The 16,088-nt window shown below is 30.4% G+C and carries 10 protein-coding genes and 4 pseudogenes; 6 read left to right on the top strand and 8 right to left on the bottom strand.

What is annotated here, in order from left to right; translation table 11 throughout:
• Positions 1 to 86 precede the first annotated feature (86 nt).
• Positions 87 to 470, bottom strand: a complete 384-nt coding sequence (locus JJC03_RS12700; protein WP_088401020.1) for a pyrophosphohydrolase domain-containing protein — start codon at positions 468 to 470, stop codon at positions 87 to 89.
• 339 nt (positions 471 to 809) lie between these two features.
• Between JJC03_RS12700 and JJC03_RS18090 the strand changes: the two genes are divergently transcribed.
• On the top strand, positions 810 to 1,355 hold the full coding sequence (locus JJC03_RS18090; RefSeq protein WP_258931893.1) for a hypothetical protein: 546 nt from the start codon (positions 810 to 812) through the stop codon (positions 1,353 to 1,355).
• 202 nt (positions 1,356 to 1,557) lie between these two features.
• Positions 1,558 to 1,830: a hypothetical protein gene (locus JJC03_RS18085; RefSeq protein ID WP_258931892.1), complete on the top strand. Its 273-nt coding sequence runs from the start codon at positions 1,558 to 1,560 to the stop codon at positions 1,828 to 1,830.
• Between the two features lie 11 nt (positions 1,831 to 1,841).
• Here the strand turns inward: JJC03_RS18085 and JJC03_RS12690 are convergent, their stop codons facing one another.
• The 3 genes from JJC03_RS12690 to JJC03_RS12680 are packed head-to-tail and all read right to left on the bottom strand — an operon-like array spanning position 1,842 to position 3,817.
• Positions 1,842 to 2,558: a tRNA threonylcarbamoyladenosine dehydratase gene (locus JJC03_RS12690; protein WP_088401026.1), complete on the bottom strand. Its 717-nt coding sequence runs from the start codon at positions 2,556 to 2,558 to the stop codon at positions 1,842 to 1,844.
• Positions 2,559 to 2,576: 18 nt separating this feature from the next.
• Positions 2,577 to 3,212, bottom strand: a complete 636-nt coding sequence (locus JJC03_RS12685; protein WP_235873416.1) for a TatD family hydrolase — start codon at positions 3,210 to 3,212, stop codon at positions 2,577 to 2,579.
• A gap of 2 nt (positions 3,213 to 3,214) precedes the next feature.
• Positions 3,215 to 3,817, bottom strand: coding sequence for a DUF1684 domain-containing protein (locus tag JJC03_RS12680; RefSeq protein ID WP_088444937.1), 603 nt, complete (start codon positions 3,815 to 3,817; stop codon positions 3,215 to 3,217).
• 79 nt (positions 3,818 to 3,896) lie between these two features.
• Between JJC03_RS12680 and JJC03_RS12675 the strand changes: the two are divergent.
• The 4 genes and pseudogenes from JJC03_RS12675 (at position 3,897) to JJC03_RS12660 (ending at position 8,852) form a co-directional block, all read left to right on the top strand.
• Positions 3,897 to 5,099: pseudogene (locus JJC03_RS12675) on the top strand (MFS transporter).
• A gap of 120 nt (positions 5,100 to 5,219) precedes the next feature.
• Positions 5,220 to 5,579: a BlaI/MecI/CopY family transcriptional regulator gene (locus JJC03_RS12670; protein ID WP_235873415.1), complete on the top strand. Its 360-nt coding sequence runs from the start codon at positions 5,220 to 5,222 to the stop codon at positions 5,577 to 5,579.
• A gap of 39 nt (positions 5,580 to 5,618) precedes the next feature.
• Positions 5,619 to 7,436, top strand: coding sequence for a M56 family metallopeptidase (locus JJC03_RS12665; protein ID WP_235874386.1), 1,818 nt, complete (start codon positions 5,619 to 5,621; stop codon positions 7,434 to 7,436).
• Between the two features lie 214 nt (positions 7,437 to 7,650).
• Positions 7,651 to 8,852, top strand: a pseudogene (locus JJC03_RS12660) (IS256 family transposase).
• Between the two features lie 476 nt (positions 8,853 to 9,328).
• On the opposite strand, the gene JJC03_RS12655 reads toward JJC03_RS12660, so the two are convergent.
• The 4 genes and pseudogenes from JJC03_RS12655 to gyrB form a co-directional block, all read right to left on the bottom strand.
• Positions 9,329 to 9,664, bottom strand: coding sequence for a tRNA-binding protein (locus JJC03_RS12655; protein WP_088397981.1), 336 nt, complete (start codon positions 9,662 to 9,664; stop codon positions 9,329 to 9,331).
• Between the two features lie 79 nt (positions 9,665 to 9,743).
• Entirely contained in the window at positions 9,744 to 12,713 is a 2,970-nt protein-coding gene (gene secDF / locus JJC03_RS12650; RefSeq protein WP_088397980.1) for a protein translocase subunit SecDF, read from the bottom strand.
• A 191-nt stretch (positions 12,714 to 12,904) separates the two neighbouring features.
• A pseudogene (locus tag JJC03_RS12645) lies at positions 12,905 to 13,836 on the bottom strand (malate dehydrogenase).
• A gap of 172 nt (positions 13,837 to 14,008) precedes the next feature.
• Positions 14,009 to 15,948 (bottom strand): annotated as a pseudogene (gene gyrB, locus JJC03_RS12640) (DNA topoisomerase (ATP-hydrolyzing) subunit B).
• Between the last annotated feature and the right edge of the window lie 140 nt (positions 15,949 to 16,088).

The following is a 16,088-nucleotide window of genomic DNA, read 5'->3' as shown; positions in this document are numbered from 1 at the left end:
TTTTACAATCTCATGTGAATAGAGTCCGCCTAAACTGGAATAGTATATGCCCCTTCCTGAACTTTAGACAGACTCTATTTATATAATTAGAGTACAATTTTTTCTATGTTAGGTTTAAAATAATTAGGCCCTTTCAAGACTTTTCCGTCTTCGCGATAAATAGGTATTCCATCTGCTCCTAACTTACTCATATTACTTTTTTGAATTTCTTCAAATACTTCTTCTATTTTTTCTTGCAATCCATGCTCTAAAATAGTACCACACAATATATATAACATATCACCTAAAGCATCTGCTACCTCTACTAAATTATTGTTTTTAACTGCTTCTAAATATTCTTCATTTTCTTCTTTCATCAAGTTAAAACGGAGCTGGTTCAAGTCATTTCCTAAATCTGCTACTGGAAATTCTTTTACTCCTAAACCGAAAGTTTGATGAAATATACGGACTGATTCGAGTTGTTTTTTCATTTTTATAGAATTATGAGTATTTATACATTAATTAAAAGATTGAAAATAAGAATATACCAATACTAATACTTAATTTTGCGGTAAAAAAACTATGTTTAGTCAAGGTCAAATTTTATTTGCAATTTCGTTTTTTATTTGTTTTGTCATATTAATGATCTTTTCTTACAGAAAAGATATAAATTTACACAAATTACATTACAAAGGCAGTTTTTGGATACTGATCTCTTTTTTAATTTTTATAGGAATTTTATTTTTCATAAAGACAATATTGAAAAATCAATAAGAAATTTGCATTTTTAACATTTTTTTATAGCTTTACGTGAGTTTACACTTAAGACCATGAAGGTAGCTAAATACTTATTCTTATTAGCGCTATTACTTACAGGAACTATAGCTGTATTTGTAGCCACAAAAGATGGAAAATATACGATACAACATGAAAAATTAATTGATGTTTCTAAGGAAATTGCTTTTAAATACATGAGCGATCGTGCTAATTGGGATTCTATAAATCCTTGGAAAGACGAAAAATATCAGATCATTCAAACTAAAAAAATCCCTAATGAGTCTATAACTCAGGAGATCATATTGAATGGCGTAAAGAATGAATTAGTTTTAAATTTTCAGGATACTTTAAAAAATAAAACAAAGACCATTTGGTCTACTAAGGGCGAACTAACTTTTAAAGATAAATTTCTTAGCATCATAGGAAAAGGGGTTAAAAATGATTTTGAAGATCGTTTTGAATCTGCTTTAAATTTTGTAAATACAACTTTAACAAGAGAAATTAATAGCTTTAACATAAAACTAGATGGCTTTGTTAAAAGAGACACTCTTTATTACATACAACGCCCTGTAATTTCAAAAAGGAACAGATTCCGCTAATGATTAAGCATTTTGTTCCTAAACTGCAAAAAATACTAACCAGTACGAATACAACTACTAATGGTGATCCGTTTATTGTTTACCATGCCAAGGATAGTTTGCAAAATAAATTTAAATACTCAATTGCTATCCCTGTAAAAAGAAAATATACACAAGTAGTGATAGTGATATTTTAAGTGGTCAAATTAATCCTTCAAGCACTGTGAAAGCAACTGTAAAAGGAAACTATATTCATTTAGTAAAAGCTCTACCTAAGATTTATGCTTTTATGAAAAAAAATAAATTAGAACAAAGTGATAAATACCGAGAAATTGAAATTTTAACAAAAAACATTACAACAGCTTCATCTACTTCTTCTTGGATAACTGAAATTTATATTCCTGTAAGACCAATAAAAATAGCTATCAAAGCGAACCCTGTAAAAAAAGATACAGTTAAAATCGTCAATGATAGCCATGAAAATCCGCTGAAATAAAGCGGATTTTTTTATTTTCTCAACAAATCTCTAATAACTTTTTCTGCTGCATGCAAACCAAATAAAGCGGGCATCCAACTATTCGTTCCATAAAATGATTTTTTAAAATTGGATCCATCCGTCATTTTCACACTAGAATAATCAGGTCTTTCAGATGAATAAACTACTTTTACTCCTCCTGAAATTCCTTCTGCTTTTAATCTTTTACGAACCTGTTTTGCTAATGGACAATAATCTGTCTTGCTGATATCTTTAACACATACTTTCTCTGCCTCAAATTTACCCCCTGCACCCATATTACTAATTATCTTAACTTTTTTCTTTTTAGCTGCAATGATAAGATTTAGCTTTGGAGTAACACTATCAATACAATCCATAACATAATCAAAATCGTTTGTAACAAGCTCATACGCTCTCTCTGGTGAAAGAAATTCTTCAATAACCGTAAGATCTATTTCCGGATTTATATCCTTAATACGTGCTGCCATTAACTGTACCTTAGGCAACCCCACTGTAGAATGCAAAGCGGGTAATTGTCTATTAATATTTGTAATATCAACTACATCTCCATCAACTATAGTCATTTTACCTACACCAGCACGGGCCACAAACTCTGCTGCAAATGATCCTACCCCTCCCATTCCTACAATTAAAACGTTGGAATTTTTTAATTTTTCTAAGCCTTCTGTTTTAAATAATAACTCCGCTCTTTCCTGCCAAACTGCCATTTTTTTTATATATATTAATTAAATTTGGAACACTTTTATAAAATTAGCTTCAATCAATGCTTCTACATTTTTATTTTTAATTTTTGAAGCTTTTTCATATACCTCGTTAATAGTTTCTTCTATCATATCTGTTTCTAAAAAAAAACGATCATCTGGCACATAACGAAATACTGATGCTAATTCAGGATTCCGAATTAAATATTTACCAAAAGAAAGATAAAACCCATTATCTAATAAACTTTTTGCAACTTGTATATTCTTAGAAAAGCCATGTATTATAATAGGTTCCTCTATTTTCATTGTTTTTTTCAAACTAATGATTTCTTGAAAAGCTGAAACACAGTGCAAAATTAAGGGTTTTTTATATTTTTTTGCAAGTTCTAACTGCTTTTCAAATACTTCAAGTTGAAGATCAAACTTAACATCTATTCTTTTATCTAATCCACATTCACCTAATGCTAAACATTTTTTTAACAATAGTTTATCTTCTATAATTTTTAACTCTTGATCAATAAGATCTTCTTTTATATACCACGGATGTGTACCTATAGAAAAATAGGGAATATCTTCATTGAATTCTAAAGGATACTGATTCACTACTTCTAATACCTCTAGTTGATCTTTAAACGAATGTGTGTGCAAATTATACTTCATTATTAGTCATGAAATTTTTTTACTCCCGCAGGAATAGCAACAGACAAGGTATTTTCATAAGGTACTAAAGGACATGAATATTTTTCATTATAAGCACAATAGGGATTGTAGGCTTGGTTAAAATCAAGCAATACGAATTGAGTTTTAGGAATACGCATTTCTAAATATCTTCCACCACCATAAGTCATTATACCATTTGTTTTATCTTTAAATGGTAAAAACAAATAATCTTCAAATCCTTTTCTACGCATCAACTCTAGATTTTGATATACAAATAATTCTTCCTTAACTCCATCAATTTCAAAGCGTAATACTCCATAAACTTTATATTTCACCCTACGATCTGTTGTAGTGGTCATTTCAAATATCCTTCCCTCATTTATAGGAAAAAAATTTGCTTTCACGATATATTTATCATTTATAGGGAAAAAATTTAAACTTTTAAATTTCTTAAAATCAGACCTCTCTAAAGGAGAACTTACACTATCCAAAAACTCTTTATTTAATTGTTGTTGAAACTCATATGCTTTTTTTTGAAGCGTATTATTTTGTCCAAAAAATTTTAAAACAAATAAAAGAGTGCTAATCAATACTATCTTTTTCATTTTTTAAAATTAAACAAATATTCATAATTACTAATATTTTTCATTCTTCATTTAGTATTTTTGTTATTATTATTTTACCATGCTCAAATCTGGGATCATTCGTTATTTTAATAGCTTCAAAGGCTTTTCAAAAGAAATTTGGATTTTAACCTTCATTACCTTCATTAATCGAGCAGGAACAATGGTTCTGCCATTTTTATCTAAATATCTAAAAGAAGATTTACATTTTAACTACAACCAAATAAGCTGGATCTTAGTCAGCTTTGGAATTGGTTCTATGACAGGATCATGGCTAGGAGGAAAACTTTCTGACAAAATTGGCTTTTACAAAGTAATGCTTTTCAGCTTACTAACAAGCGGTATATGCTTTTTAATATTACAATTCATTACTTCTTTTATTGGATTATGCTTAGGCATTTTTATAATCATGGTCATAGCAGATATGTATAGACCCGCCATGTTTGTGTCCTTAAACACATTTGCTACTAAAGAAAATAGAACAAGGGCATTAACATTAATTCGGTTAGCCATCAATCTAGGTTTTGCATTAGGTCCAGCCATTGGAGGATTAATTATTATAGGGATAGGTTATAAAGGTCTTTTTGGGTTGACGGTGCTACTTGCATACTTGCTATTAGTATCTTCAGATATTTTGTTAAAATCAAAAACAATAAGTTAGCAGTTACAAAAGAAAAAACGCTATTAACCACTCATGTATTTAATGACTCCATTTTTCTTATTTTCTTGTATGCTCACAGGAATATTGTTTTTCCAACTTTTCACTACTCTCCCACTCTACCATAAAATTGAGTTTAATTTAAGTGAATTTCAATCAGGATTACTTCTGATGCTTAACGGATTAATTATATTTTTCTTAGAAATGCCTATTGTTAGTTATGTTGAAAGAAAAAAAATCAATAAAATAAAAGTGATTACAACAGGTGCACTAATGATGTCATCAGCTATGCTTATACTCTTTTTTTTCTCGTGGAGTCCTATATTAATATTTATGATGATCCTAATGTCCCTAGGAGAAATGTTTGCCTTTCCCTTTTCAAACTCTTTTGCAATGAGTCGAGCAACTAAAGGGCATGAGGGAAAATATATGGCAATTTTTAGTATGAGTTTTAGTGCAGCTCATATTCTAAGTGCAAAAATAGGAATGTCAATAATTAATTATTTTGGCTATAGTACAAATTGGTTAACGATGGGGGCTTTAGGAATTCTTGCTACCCTACTCTGTATACTTACTTATAATTTATTACAAAAAGAAACTATTTAATTTAGCTTTTTTCTTAAAATTACCTTAAACTTTAGTTAAACAACTACAAAAACAGTTGTTTAACTAAAAACATAGTTTTAGATTTGTTACAATCAAAAAAGTATAAGAAACTATTTAACTATGCAAAAGTTAACGAACAAAGAAGAAGAAATCATGCAAATCTTATGGAAGCTTGAAAATGCTTTTGTAAAAGACGTAATGGCTGAAATAAAAGATGAGACTCCCCATTATAATACATTATCTACAATTATTCGAAATTTAGAAGATAAAGGATATGTAGGACATAATATTTTTGGAAACACACATCAGTACCATCCTATCATTAGCTTAAAAGACTATAGAAAAAAAATTTTTAATAATGCCATCGAACACTACTTTAACAACTCATATAAAAATGTAGTTTCTTTTTTTGCAGAAGAGGAAAAAATTTCGGCAGCAGAACTCAGAGAAATTTTAGAATTAATAGAAAACAAAAAATAATATGGAAGCGCTGATTCTATATGTAGCTAAAGTAAACTTATTAATAGCTATTTTTTACATTGCTTATTATTTTCTTGTAAGCAAAGAAACTTTTTTCGTAGTAATAGATGGTTTTTACTAACTGGACTAGCAACAGCTATTATTTTACCTCTCTTCTTTATTCGAAAATACATCTTTATTAGTACGCAAATAAAAACTAATGCAGCTGCTTTTCAAGCCATAAAACATATAAATAGTAGTCAAACATCAGCAACACCATCAATAGACTGGATTTTCATTTTTATCATTTTTTATCTTCTTGTTTTTTTGTTTTTATTAATTAAATATCTTATTAGTTTTTTTTCATTATATAAGCTCCTTAAGCAAAATGAAGTTTTAAAAAGAGGTTCTTTTAAATTAGTAGATTTAGATCAAGAAATTGCACCATTTTCATTTTTTAATTATATCGTTTACAACTCTGATTTTTACACAGAAGATGAATTACAAAGCATATTATTACACGAAAGAGTTCATAGTCAAGACAAACACTCAATAGACCTATTAATTAGTCATCTTTTTTGCACTTTTTTTTGGTTCAACCCATTCGTTTGGTTCTATAAAAAAGCCATCTCACAAAACTTAGAATACATTGCTGATCAAAAAGCTAGTAAATTTCTAAAAGATAAAACTAAGTATCAAAAAGCATTATTAAAAGTAATTACACAACGAAATTGTTTTTCAATTTCAAACCATTTTAACTCATCATTAATTAAAAATCGAATCGTTATGTTAAATCAATCCCAATCAGAAAAAAAGAAATCTTGGAAGTACGTATTAATTATTCCAGCCTTAGTTAGTTTTATATTATTTTTTCAAGTAAAAACTATTGCACAAGAAAAAAACATCACTCAATCTAGTTCTAGTGGTTTATACATCACTACAGACAAAAACTCAAGTGATCAGGAAATGAAAGATGATGCAAAAATTGCAAAAGAAAAATTTGGTGTTACAATTAAATTTTCCAAAGTTAAACGTAATACAAAAGGAGAAATAACCGCTATCAAAATAGAATATAAAGATCTTGAAGGAAAAAAAGGAATGACTCATATTCAAGGAGATGAACCTATTAAACCTATTTATTTTCATAAGACTAAAAACAAAATAGGTTTTGGTAAAGCAAACGAACTAAACATTGTCAAAAACTTACATAAATCAAATAATGAAGATTCTAACTTTGGTTTCTCTTTTTTAGACAAAGAGGAAAACTTAGCACCTGATACTAACGAAATAGAAATTCCTTCTCCAGAAACTCCAGATGCAATAACCAAGTCTGATAAAAAAGGGGATAACAAACCCTCAATTAAAAATTACAGTAAAAGTGTAATTATAAAAAAACAAAATAATGGCAAACCTGAAGTTATCATAGATGGTAAACAAATTGAAACAGATTCTGAAGAATACAAAAAAATGTTAAAAGATTTTAATGGAAATTTTGAATTCAACATCCATGAAGATGGCCCTATGGTTTTAAAATTTAACAATGAAGATGTTTTTAAATTTGATTCAAATGAAATAGAAAAAATAACAAAAGATGCTTTATCTAATTCTCAAAAGCAACTTAAGAAATTACGTGACAAAATGAACAATATGCGTCCAGAAATGGATCAAATGAAAATTGAAATGGAAAAAATCAAGCCTGAAGATTTTAACTTTAACTTTAATTGGAATGAAAAAGAAAGTGAAGCAGAAATGAAAAAAGCACGAGAAGAAATGCTAAAAGCACGTGAAGAAATGATTAAGGCTCGTGAAGAAATGTTAAAAGCAAAAGAAGAAATGTTAAAAGCAAAAAACCAACAAAGTAAAACAAAAAAAGCCTAAAAAAACAAGCTATAGGATTCATCTAAAAATTAATCCTTCCCTGTAAAAATCATTCATATTATACAAACTATTGGGGTGTCTAAAATAGGCATCCCTTTTTGGCAGTATAACACAAACTGTGTAAGTTAAAAAGTTATTCTGAAAAATTAGCTCGCTTAAAAGAGCTAAAATTTTTCGGAAATAACTTTTTAACGTTTTATATATTTACATAGTTATGATAGACAAAGAAGACTTATTAAACAACAAGGATTTTTTTAAATCCTTTAAAAATGGAGAAGATTTATCTTCCTTTTTTAAGCAAATGCATAAACGAGCAGTAGAACACATGCTCAATGCCGAACTAGATGCTCACTTAGATACCGAAAAACATCAAAAAACCTCTGACGGCAATTATCGTAATGGTCATGGAACCAAGAAGATTAAGACTTCCTTTGGAGAAGATCAAATTAAAGTCCCAAGAGATAGAGAAGGTAGTTTTGAACCTGTTTTAGTCCCTAAAAGACATAATATTATTGATGGTTTAGAGAATGTTATCATTTCATTTTATGCTAAAGGAATGAGTGTTAGTGATATTGAAGAGCAAATCAAAGAAATGTATAATTTTGACATTTCAACTTCTACCATTTCAAGAATTACTAATGCAGTAGCAAGTGAGATAGTAACCTGGCAAAACAGACCATTAGATGAAGTTTACTTAATTGTTTGGATGGATGGAATTGTTTTCAAAGTTCGTGAAAACTCAAAAGTAATCAATAAAACTATCTATTTAGCAGTAGGACTTAATCATGAAGGACGAAAAGAAGTTCTTGGTATGTGGTTAGGTAAGAATGAAAGTTCAAGCTTCTGGATGAGTGTTTTAACCGATTTAAAAGCCCGCGGAGTGGAAGATATTTTAATAACGGCTACCGATAATTTAAACGGATTTACTCAAACCATACGTTCTGTTTTTCCTGAATCACAAACACAGATTTGTGTGGTTCACCAAATAAGAAATGCTTGTAGATATGTCGTATGGAAAGATAAAAAGCAATTTACAACCGACATGAAACTAGTCTATACAGCACCAACAAAACAAGCCGCCGAGTTAGCTCTAGAAGATTTTGCTCAAAAATGGGAATCTAAATATGGATATGCTATCAAATCTTGGAGGGAAAATTGGGACGAATTAACCATCTTTTTGACTTCCCGTTTGAAATCCGCAAAATCATTTATACCACAAATTTAATTGAAAATCTTAATGGGAAAATTCGCAAGTACACCAAAAACAAAATGTCGTTTCCAACAGATGAGGCGGTAATAAAATCGGTTTACCTTGCCTTAAAAGAAGCAACTAAAAAATGGTCGATGCCAATACAAAATTGGGGTATTGTTTTAAACCAATTTAATCTTATATTTGAAAAAAGGCTCAGATTATAAAATCCAAGCCTAAACTTTTTAACTTACACACTTTGTAGGATAGTGTCCTTTTTTTATAGCTTCAACTCAATTTTAAACAGTACTTATATATAAATAAAAATTAGTTCAATTTAAAAATATTCAAAAAAACATCCATAATATTAGCCACTATGCTATTTACATATAGTGTTAGTTTTAGAATAACAGCTAACATTTTAAGACTTCAAGAAGTAGGAACTTCGTAACCACTTAATTTCTTACTAAAATAATATTTCTTACAAAAGAAAACCGTTTAGGTCTTCTTCTGTTTTAAATTGTTCTAAGAATTACTCTATCTGCTTGAGCAAAACTCTCAAGTTACCCGATAATAAATCTTCTTTTTCTTAAGACTGTCTAAATATTAATTTTTGAAAAAACTTTATTTTTTATCCTTACATACTTTATGCCATAGTATCTTGTTTAGCTATTCAAGAAACATTTTTATAACGATAGAAAACTCAAGCAATCCGCAATCCATTAGGTACTTTCATATCAGAAGTTAACAAAACTACTTCATTTGATTCATCCACTGATCCTAAAACTAAACATTCACTCATAAATTTACCAATTTGTTTTTTAGGAAAATTAACAACCGCTATAATTTGCTTATTTATTAATTCTTCTTTAGAATACCGTTTCGTTATTTGTGCTGAAGATTTTCTAATTCCTAATTCACTCCCAAAATCAAGGGTTAACCGATAAGCTGGCTTACGAGCTTCAGGAAAATCATGTACCTCAATTATAGTACCTACACGCATTTCTACACGTTCAAAATCTGCCCAAGAAATTTCCATACTATGAGTTTTAAAATTTAACTGTAATAAAAAAGTCCCGATTACTCGGGACTTCTAATATATTAAAAATTTGTAAAAACTACGCATTCATTTCAGCATGCCTTTTTTCTATTTCTTCTTTATCTTTTTTAGATAATGTATCTACTAATACAGGAGTTGCGATAAATAATGAAGAATAAGTACCTACAATAATACCTATTAACATTGCAAATATAAATCCTCTTATAGATTCACCACCAAATACGAACATAATAGCTAATACTAAAATCATAGTTAATGATGTATTAATTGTTCTAGATAAAGTTGTATTAATAGATTCGTTAACGATATGATTAAAATTACCTTTTAGGTTACCTGCTAAGAACTCGCGAATACGGTCAAACACAATTACTGTATCATTCATTGAATACCCGATAACAGTTAAGATAGCTGCAATAAAGTGTTGATCCATTTCCATATGGAAAGGCATAAACTTATAACATAAAGAGTAAATACCTAATACAAAAATAACGTCGTGAGCTACAGCTGCTACTGCTCCTAAAGAGTATCCTAACTTACGGAAAGAAATTACTAAATATAAACCTACTACTAACATAGCACCAATAACAGCCCAAAAAGAGTTAGTTTTAATATCATTAGATATAGCTGCTCCAACTTTAGAACCTGATAATACAGCTAATTTTTTTCCATCAGTTAATGTAATGAAAGTCTTGTAATCCATACCAGGGAAATATTTAGATAATCCTTGATATAATAACTTATTTACTTCTTCATCTACAGCTACACCTTCTTCTTCAATCTTATATTTAGTGGTAATTCTTAATTGATCTGAATCACCAAATACTTTTGCTTCTGCAGGCACACCAAAAACTTTTCCTAATTCTTCTGATACAACAGCAGCATCGACTGGTTTTTCAAATTTCACTTGGAAAGTTCTACCTCCCACAAAATCTACCCCTTGATCTAAACCATTTACAAAGAAAATTGATATCAAACTGATTACAGTTACTGATAATGAGAAACCATATGTAAATTTCTTAATTTTTAAGAAGTCAAAATGGTATCCTGTAAACCAATTTTTAGACCATTCTGTAGTAAATGATAAAGTATCATTTTTAGCTACTGCTCTATCTAAGAAAATTCTTGTAATAAAAATAGATGTGAATAATGAAGTTACGATACCAATTAATAAGGTTGTTGCAAAACCTTTAATAGGTCCTGTTCCAAAAGTATATAAAATAGCACCTGTTAATACGTGTGTTACGTTTGCATCAATAATAGAACGCATAGCTCCTGTCCAAGAAAATGATTTTTTTACTGCTTCTTCTAGATTAAGACCATGACGTAATTCTTCTTTTGCTCTTTCATAAATAATGATATTTGCATCTACGGCTGTACCTAATGTTAACACGATACCTGCAATACCTGGTAATGTTAACACAGCTCCTAAGCTTGCTAAAATACCAAATAAGAATAATAAGTTAACTACTAATGCTATATTAGCATAAGTTCCTGATTTACCATAGTATACCCACATCCATAACATTACAGCTAACAATCCTACAATAGCAGACATAGTACCATTATCAATAGCTTTTTGTCCTAATGAAGGCCCTACAACTTCTGACTGAACAATTTCAGCCGCTGCAGGTAATTTACCAGCACGTAAAACATTAGCTAAGTCTTTCGTTTCATCAATTGTAAAAGTTCCTGAAATTTCTGAACGACCACCTGCAATAGGTCCTGAAGTTACGCCTGGTGCAGAATAAACTACATCATCTAAAACAATAGCAATTGCGTTTTTTTGAGAAAACACTCTACCTGTTAATTCTTCCCAAACTTTAGCTCCTTTACCATTCATTTGCATAGAAACAGCAGGTTTTCCCATTTGATCAAAAGTATCGGCAGCATCTACTAAAACGCTTCCACTCATAGGAGGTGTATTCGTTCTATTTCCTTTAATAGCATATACCTCAATTGCTTCTGCTTCTTCATCTTTTGCTTTACCATACAAAAACTTGACATCTGCTAAATTAGCCGGTAATAATGCTTTTATGTCAGCTCTTCTTAAGTAAGCATTAACTGCTGCTGTATCTTTAGTAGCAATCATACCTATAATAGAGCCTCCTTGTTGCAATGGCATTAATTTATCAAATAACGGATTGTTTCCTTTTGCATTATTTGCTGAATCTTTTGATTTATCAACTAATAAATCATTTACTTTAGAAGATGTTTTAGTTTCTTTAACTACTGGTACTACTGCTTTTTCAGTTTTCTTTAAAGCTTCGTTAACTGTCATTAAATATGGAGCAACCTCATCTATTTTATAAGTTTCCCAAAACTCTAATTGAGCTGTAGAAGACAATAATCTTTTTGCGCGATCTACATCTTTAGCTCCTGGTAATTCTACTAAAATACGTCCTGTATTTCCTAATTTAACAATATTAGGTTGTGTTACACCAAATTTATCAATACGCTCACGTAATACTCCAAATGCACTTTGTACCGACTCATCTACTTTTTTAGCAATTATAGCTTTTACTTGTGAATCTGACATATTGAAGTTAATCTCATCTGCTAAATTTCTATTTCCAAAAACATCTGGAGATGCTAACTTAGTTCCTGAACCTACTGAAGCTTTTTCAAATGCTTCAAAAAAAGCATCTAGAAAAGATTGATTTCCTTGTTGATTTATCTTCGCTTCTGCTAAAGCCTTATTAAATATGGCATTTGATGTATTATTAGCTAAACCTTTTAATACATCTTTCACAGAGATTTGCAGGGTAACATTAATCCCTCCTTCTAAGTCTAAACCTTTGTTAATTTGCTTATCAGCTACTTCATTATAAGTAAAATCAGTAAACCCTAAACTAAAAACTTTTTGTTTACCAATTGAATCAAGATACTTAATCTCCTTTTCTTGATTTCCATTTGCAAATGCTTTTGCATCACTTTTAACTTTATTCGCTACAAAAGTGAAAGTAAGCTGGTAAATACTTACTAAAGCAAAGATGATTGCAAAAAACTTAATGAGTCCTCTATTCTGCATTCTTTGTAAAAAATTAATTAATTTGTTCTACGTTAGTTTTTGGTTAATAAAAGACTCCTAAATACAATAGGAGTATTTACTAAAACTTGCAAATATATAATTCTGAATACGATAAACCAATTAATTTCTAAAAATTATATCAAAAAAAAAGACTGTAATAGAACAGTCTTTCAACAAAATTAAATTGTGTATCATAATAATTCAGAAAGAGTATCATTCATATTACGCACTGCTAATGAAGACTTAATAAACAATTCATTTTCAAAATCATCTAATTTTATATCAATTATTTCTTCTATTCCATTTCGCCCTATAATACAAGGAACTCCTATACATAAGTCATTTTGACCATATTCTCCTTCTAAATAAGCTGAACAAGCAATCATTTTTTTCTGATTATTTAAAATAGAATCTACTAGATAGGCTACTGAAGCTCCTGGTGCATACCAAGCAGATGTTCCTAATAAGGAAGTAAGCGTTGCACCTCCTACCATAGTGTCTTTACTTATTTTATCAAGTTGTTCTTTTGATAAAAACTGCGATACAGGAATACCATTATAAGAGGCTAATCGCGTTAATGGTATCATAGTTGTATCTCCATGACCTCCAATAACCATAGCAGCAATATCATTTGTTGGTTTATCTAAAGCTAGAGCTAAATAGGTTTTAAAACGGGCACTATCTAAAGCTCCTCCCATCCCTATAACTCTGCTTTTAGAAATACCTAAAGTCTTATAAGTTAAATAAGTCATTGTATCCATTGGGTTTGAAACTATAATAAATACTGCATCAGGTGAATGTGCTAAAAGATTTTCAGCAACTGATTTTACAATTCCCGCATTAATACCAATGAGTTCTTCACGGGTCATTCCTGGTTTTCTTGGAATTCGGAAGTAATAACCACGACATCACTATTAGCTGTTTTAACATAATCATTAGTAACACCTACTAATTTAGTATTAAATCCAGTATTTGTTGCACATTGTGATATATCTAATGCTTTTCCTTCAGCAAATCCTTCGCGAATATCTAATAAAACTATTTCACTGGCAATACCTCTATAAGCCATAACATCCGCACATGTAGCGCCAACATTACCTGCTCCAACTATTGATACTTTCATAATAAATTATATTTCTCTGTTAAAATTCACTTTTTTAATTATCAAACCTCTCGAACAAGAAGCTTCTCTCGAATATACGAAAAAATACAATATCAATTCATTTATAAGAAAATTTATACAAAAAAAAAGACTGGATTTAAACCAGTCTTTTTTTTTTTGTATAAATTTTCATTTACGCATCAATATTAGCATAAATAGCATTTTTCTCAATGAATTCTCTACGAGGAGGAACTTCATCCCCCATTAACATAGAGAATACCCTATCAGCTTCTGTTAAACTATCAATTGTTACTTGACGTAATGTTCTATGTTCTGGATTTAATGTAGTTTCCCACAACTGTTCAGCGTTCATTTCTCCAAGACCTTTATAACGCTGAATATTAGCTCCACCTCCCAATTTCTCATTAATTGTATCGCGTTGTTTTTCATCCCACGCATACTCTTTTTATTTCCTTTTTTCACAAGATATAAAGGAGGAGTAGCTATGTATACGTGCCCTTCTTCTATTAATTCTTTCATAAAACGGAAGAAGAAAGTTAAAATAAGTGTAGAAATGTGACTACCATCAATATCAGCATCACACATGATTACTACTTTATGATATCTTAATTTTTCTAAATTCAAGGCTTTACTATCTTCAGCAGTCCCTACCGTAACCCCTAAAGCTGTAAAAATATTTCGTATCTCCTCATTTTCAAATACTTTATGCTGCATTGCCTTTTCTACATTCAAAATCTTACCTCTTAATGGCAAAATAGCTTGAAAATTACGATCACGTCCTTGTTTAGCCGTTCCTCCTGCCGAGTCCCCCTCGACAAGAAATATTTCACATTTTGTTGGATCTTGTTCTGAACAATCTGACAATTTGCCTGGTAGTCCACCGCCTCCCATAACGGTTTTACGTTGCACCATTTCACGTGCTTTTTTAGCTGCATGACGAGCTTGTGCGGCTAAAATTACTTTTTGAACAATAATTTTAGCATCATTTGGATTTTCTTCTAGATAGCTCTCTAACATTTCAGCTACTGCTTGTGATACTGGAGAAACTACTTCACGATTTCCTAATTTCGTTTTGGTTTGACCTTCGAACTGTGGTTCAGCAACTTTTACCGAAATAATTGCTGTTAAGCCTTCACGGAAGTCATCACCCGAAATCTCAAATTTCAATTTATCCAATAAACCAGAAGCATCGGCATATTTTTTCAACGTACGAGTTAATCCCATACGGAAACCTTGTAAATGCGTACCTCCTTCGTGGGTATTAATATTATTTACATATGAAAAAATATTTTCTGAATAACTATCATTATAAATTAAAGCTACTTCAACAGGTATTTCTCCTTTATCATTTTCCATAGAAATCACATGTCCTATGATAGGCACACGGTTTCCATCAAGGAATTTAACAAACTCTTTCAACCCTTCTTTTGAATGAAAAGTTTCTCCTAAATACTTACCTTCTTTATCTTGTTCTCTTTTATCTGTAAGAGTTATAGTTATTCCTTTATTCAAAAAAGCTAACTCACGCATACGAGCAGCAAGTGTATCGTATGAATATTCTAAGGTTTGTTGAAATATTGTCCCATCAGGTTTAAACCAAACAGTAGTACCTCTTTTATCAGTAGTTCCAATTTGTTTAACAGGATATTGTGCTTTACCTCTTTCATATTCCTGTTCGTAAATTTTACCATCACGGTAAACAGTCGCTTTCAAATGGTCAGAAAGTGCGTTAACACACGATACCCCAACCCCGTGAAGACCACCAGATACTTTATAGGAATCCTTATCAAATTTACCTCCAGCACCAATTTTAGTCATTACAACCTCAAGAGCAGAAACGCCTTCTTTTTTATGAATATCTACAGGAATACCACGCCCATTATCTTCTACTGTAATGGAATTATCTTCGTTTATAGTAACAAAAATAGTATCACAGTGTCCTGCTAACGCTTCATCAATTGAGTTATCCACCACTTCATACACTAAATGATGTAATCCTCTTACTCCTGTATCACCAATATACATGGAAGGGCGCATACGAACGTGCTCCATTCCTTCAAGTGCCTGAATACTGTCAGCAGAATAATTATTTTTTTTAACTTCTTCGCTCATAATATCTTTTTCGAAATTGTATTACTTTGTCTAACATGCAAATATAATGAAAAACAAAAGGTTTTAAAAGCGTTTAAAAAACTAACAACAGATAAGTTTTTACCAAAAACAGCTTAAACCAACTAAAAAACAGCTTAAAC

This window comes from Flavobacterium oreochromis (assembly GCF_019565455.1).
Taxonomy (GTDB): Bacteria; Bacteroidota; Bacteroidia; order Flavobacteriales; family Flavobacteriaceae; genus Flavobacterium; species Flavobacterium oreochromis.
The sequence above is the reverse complement of the archived record's forward strand: the minus strand, read 5'-3'. Positions and strand labels throughout refer to the sequence as shown.

What these genes read in the sequence shown, in the direction of transcription:
- JJC03_RS12700 (WP_088401020.1), bottom strand. Translation starts at nt 470, where the DNA reads ATGAAAAAACAACTCGAATCAGTCCGTATATTTCATCAAACTTTCGGT.
- JJC03_RS18090 (WP_258931893.1), top strand. Translation starts at nt 810, where the DNA reads ATGAAGGTAGCTAAATACTTATTCTTATTAGCGCTATTACTTACAGGA.
- JJC03_RS12690 (WP_088401026.1), bottom strand. Translation starts at nt 2,558, where the DNA reads ATGGCAGTTTGGCAGGAAAGAGCGGAGTTATTATTTAAAACAGAAGGC.
- JJC03_RS12685 (WP_235873416.1), bottom strand. Translation starts at nt 3,212, where the DNA reads ATGAAGTATAATTTGCACACACATTCGTTTAAAGATCAACTAGAGGTA.
- JJC03_RS12680 (WP_088444937.1), bottom strand. Translation starts at nt 3,817, where the DNA reads ATGAAAAAGATAGTATTGATTAGCACTCTTTTATTTGTTTTAAAATTT.
- JJC03_RS12670 (WP_235873415.1), top strand. Translation starts at nt 5,220, where the DNA reads ATGCAAAAGTTAACGAACAAAGAAGAAGAAATCATGCAAATCTTATGG.
- JJC03_RS12655 (WP_088397981.1), bottom strand. Translation starts at nt 9,664, where the DNA reads ATGGAAATTTCTTGGGCAGATTTTGAACGTGTAGAAATGCGTGTAGGT.
- secDF (WP_088397980.1), bottom strand. Translation starts at nt 12,713, where the DNA reads ATGCAGAATAGAGGACTCATTAAGTTTTTTGCAATCATCTTTGCTTTA.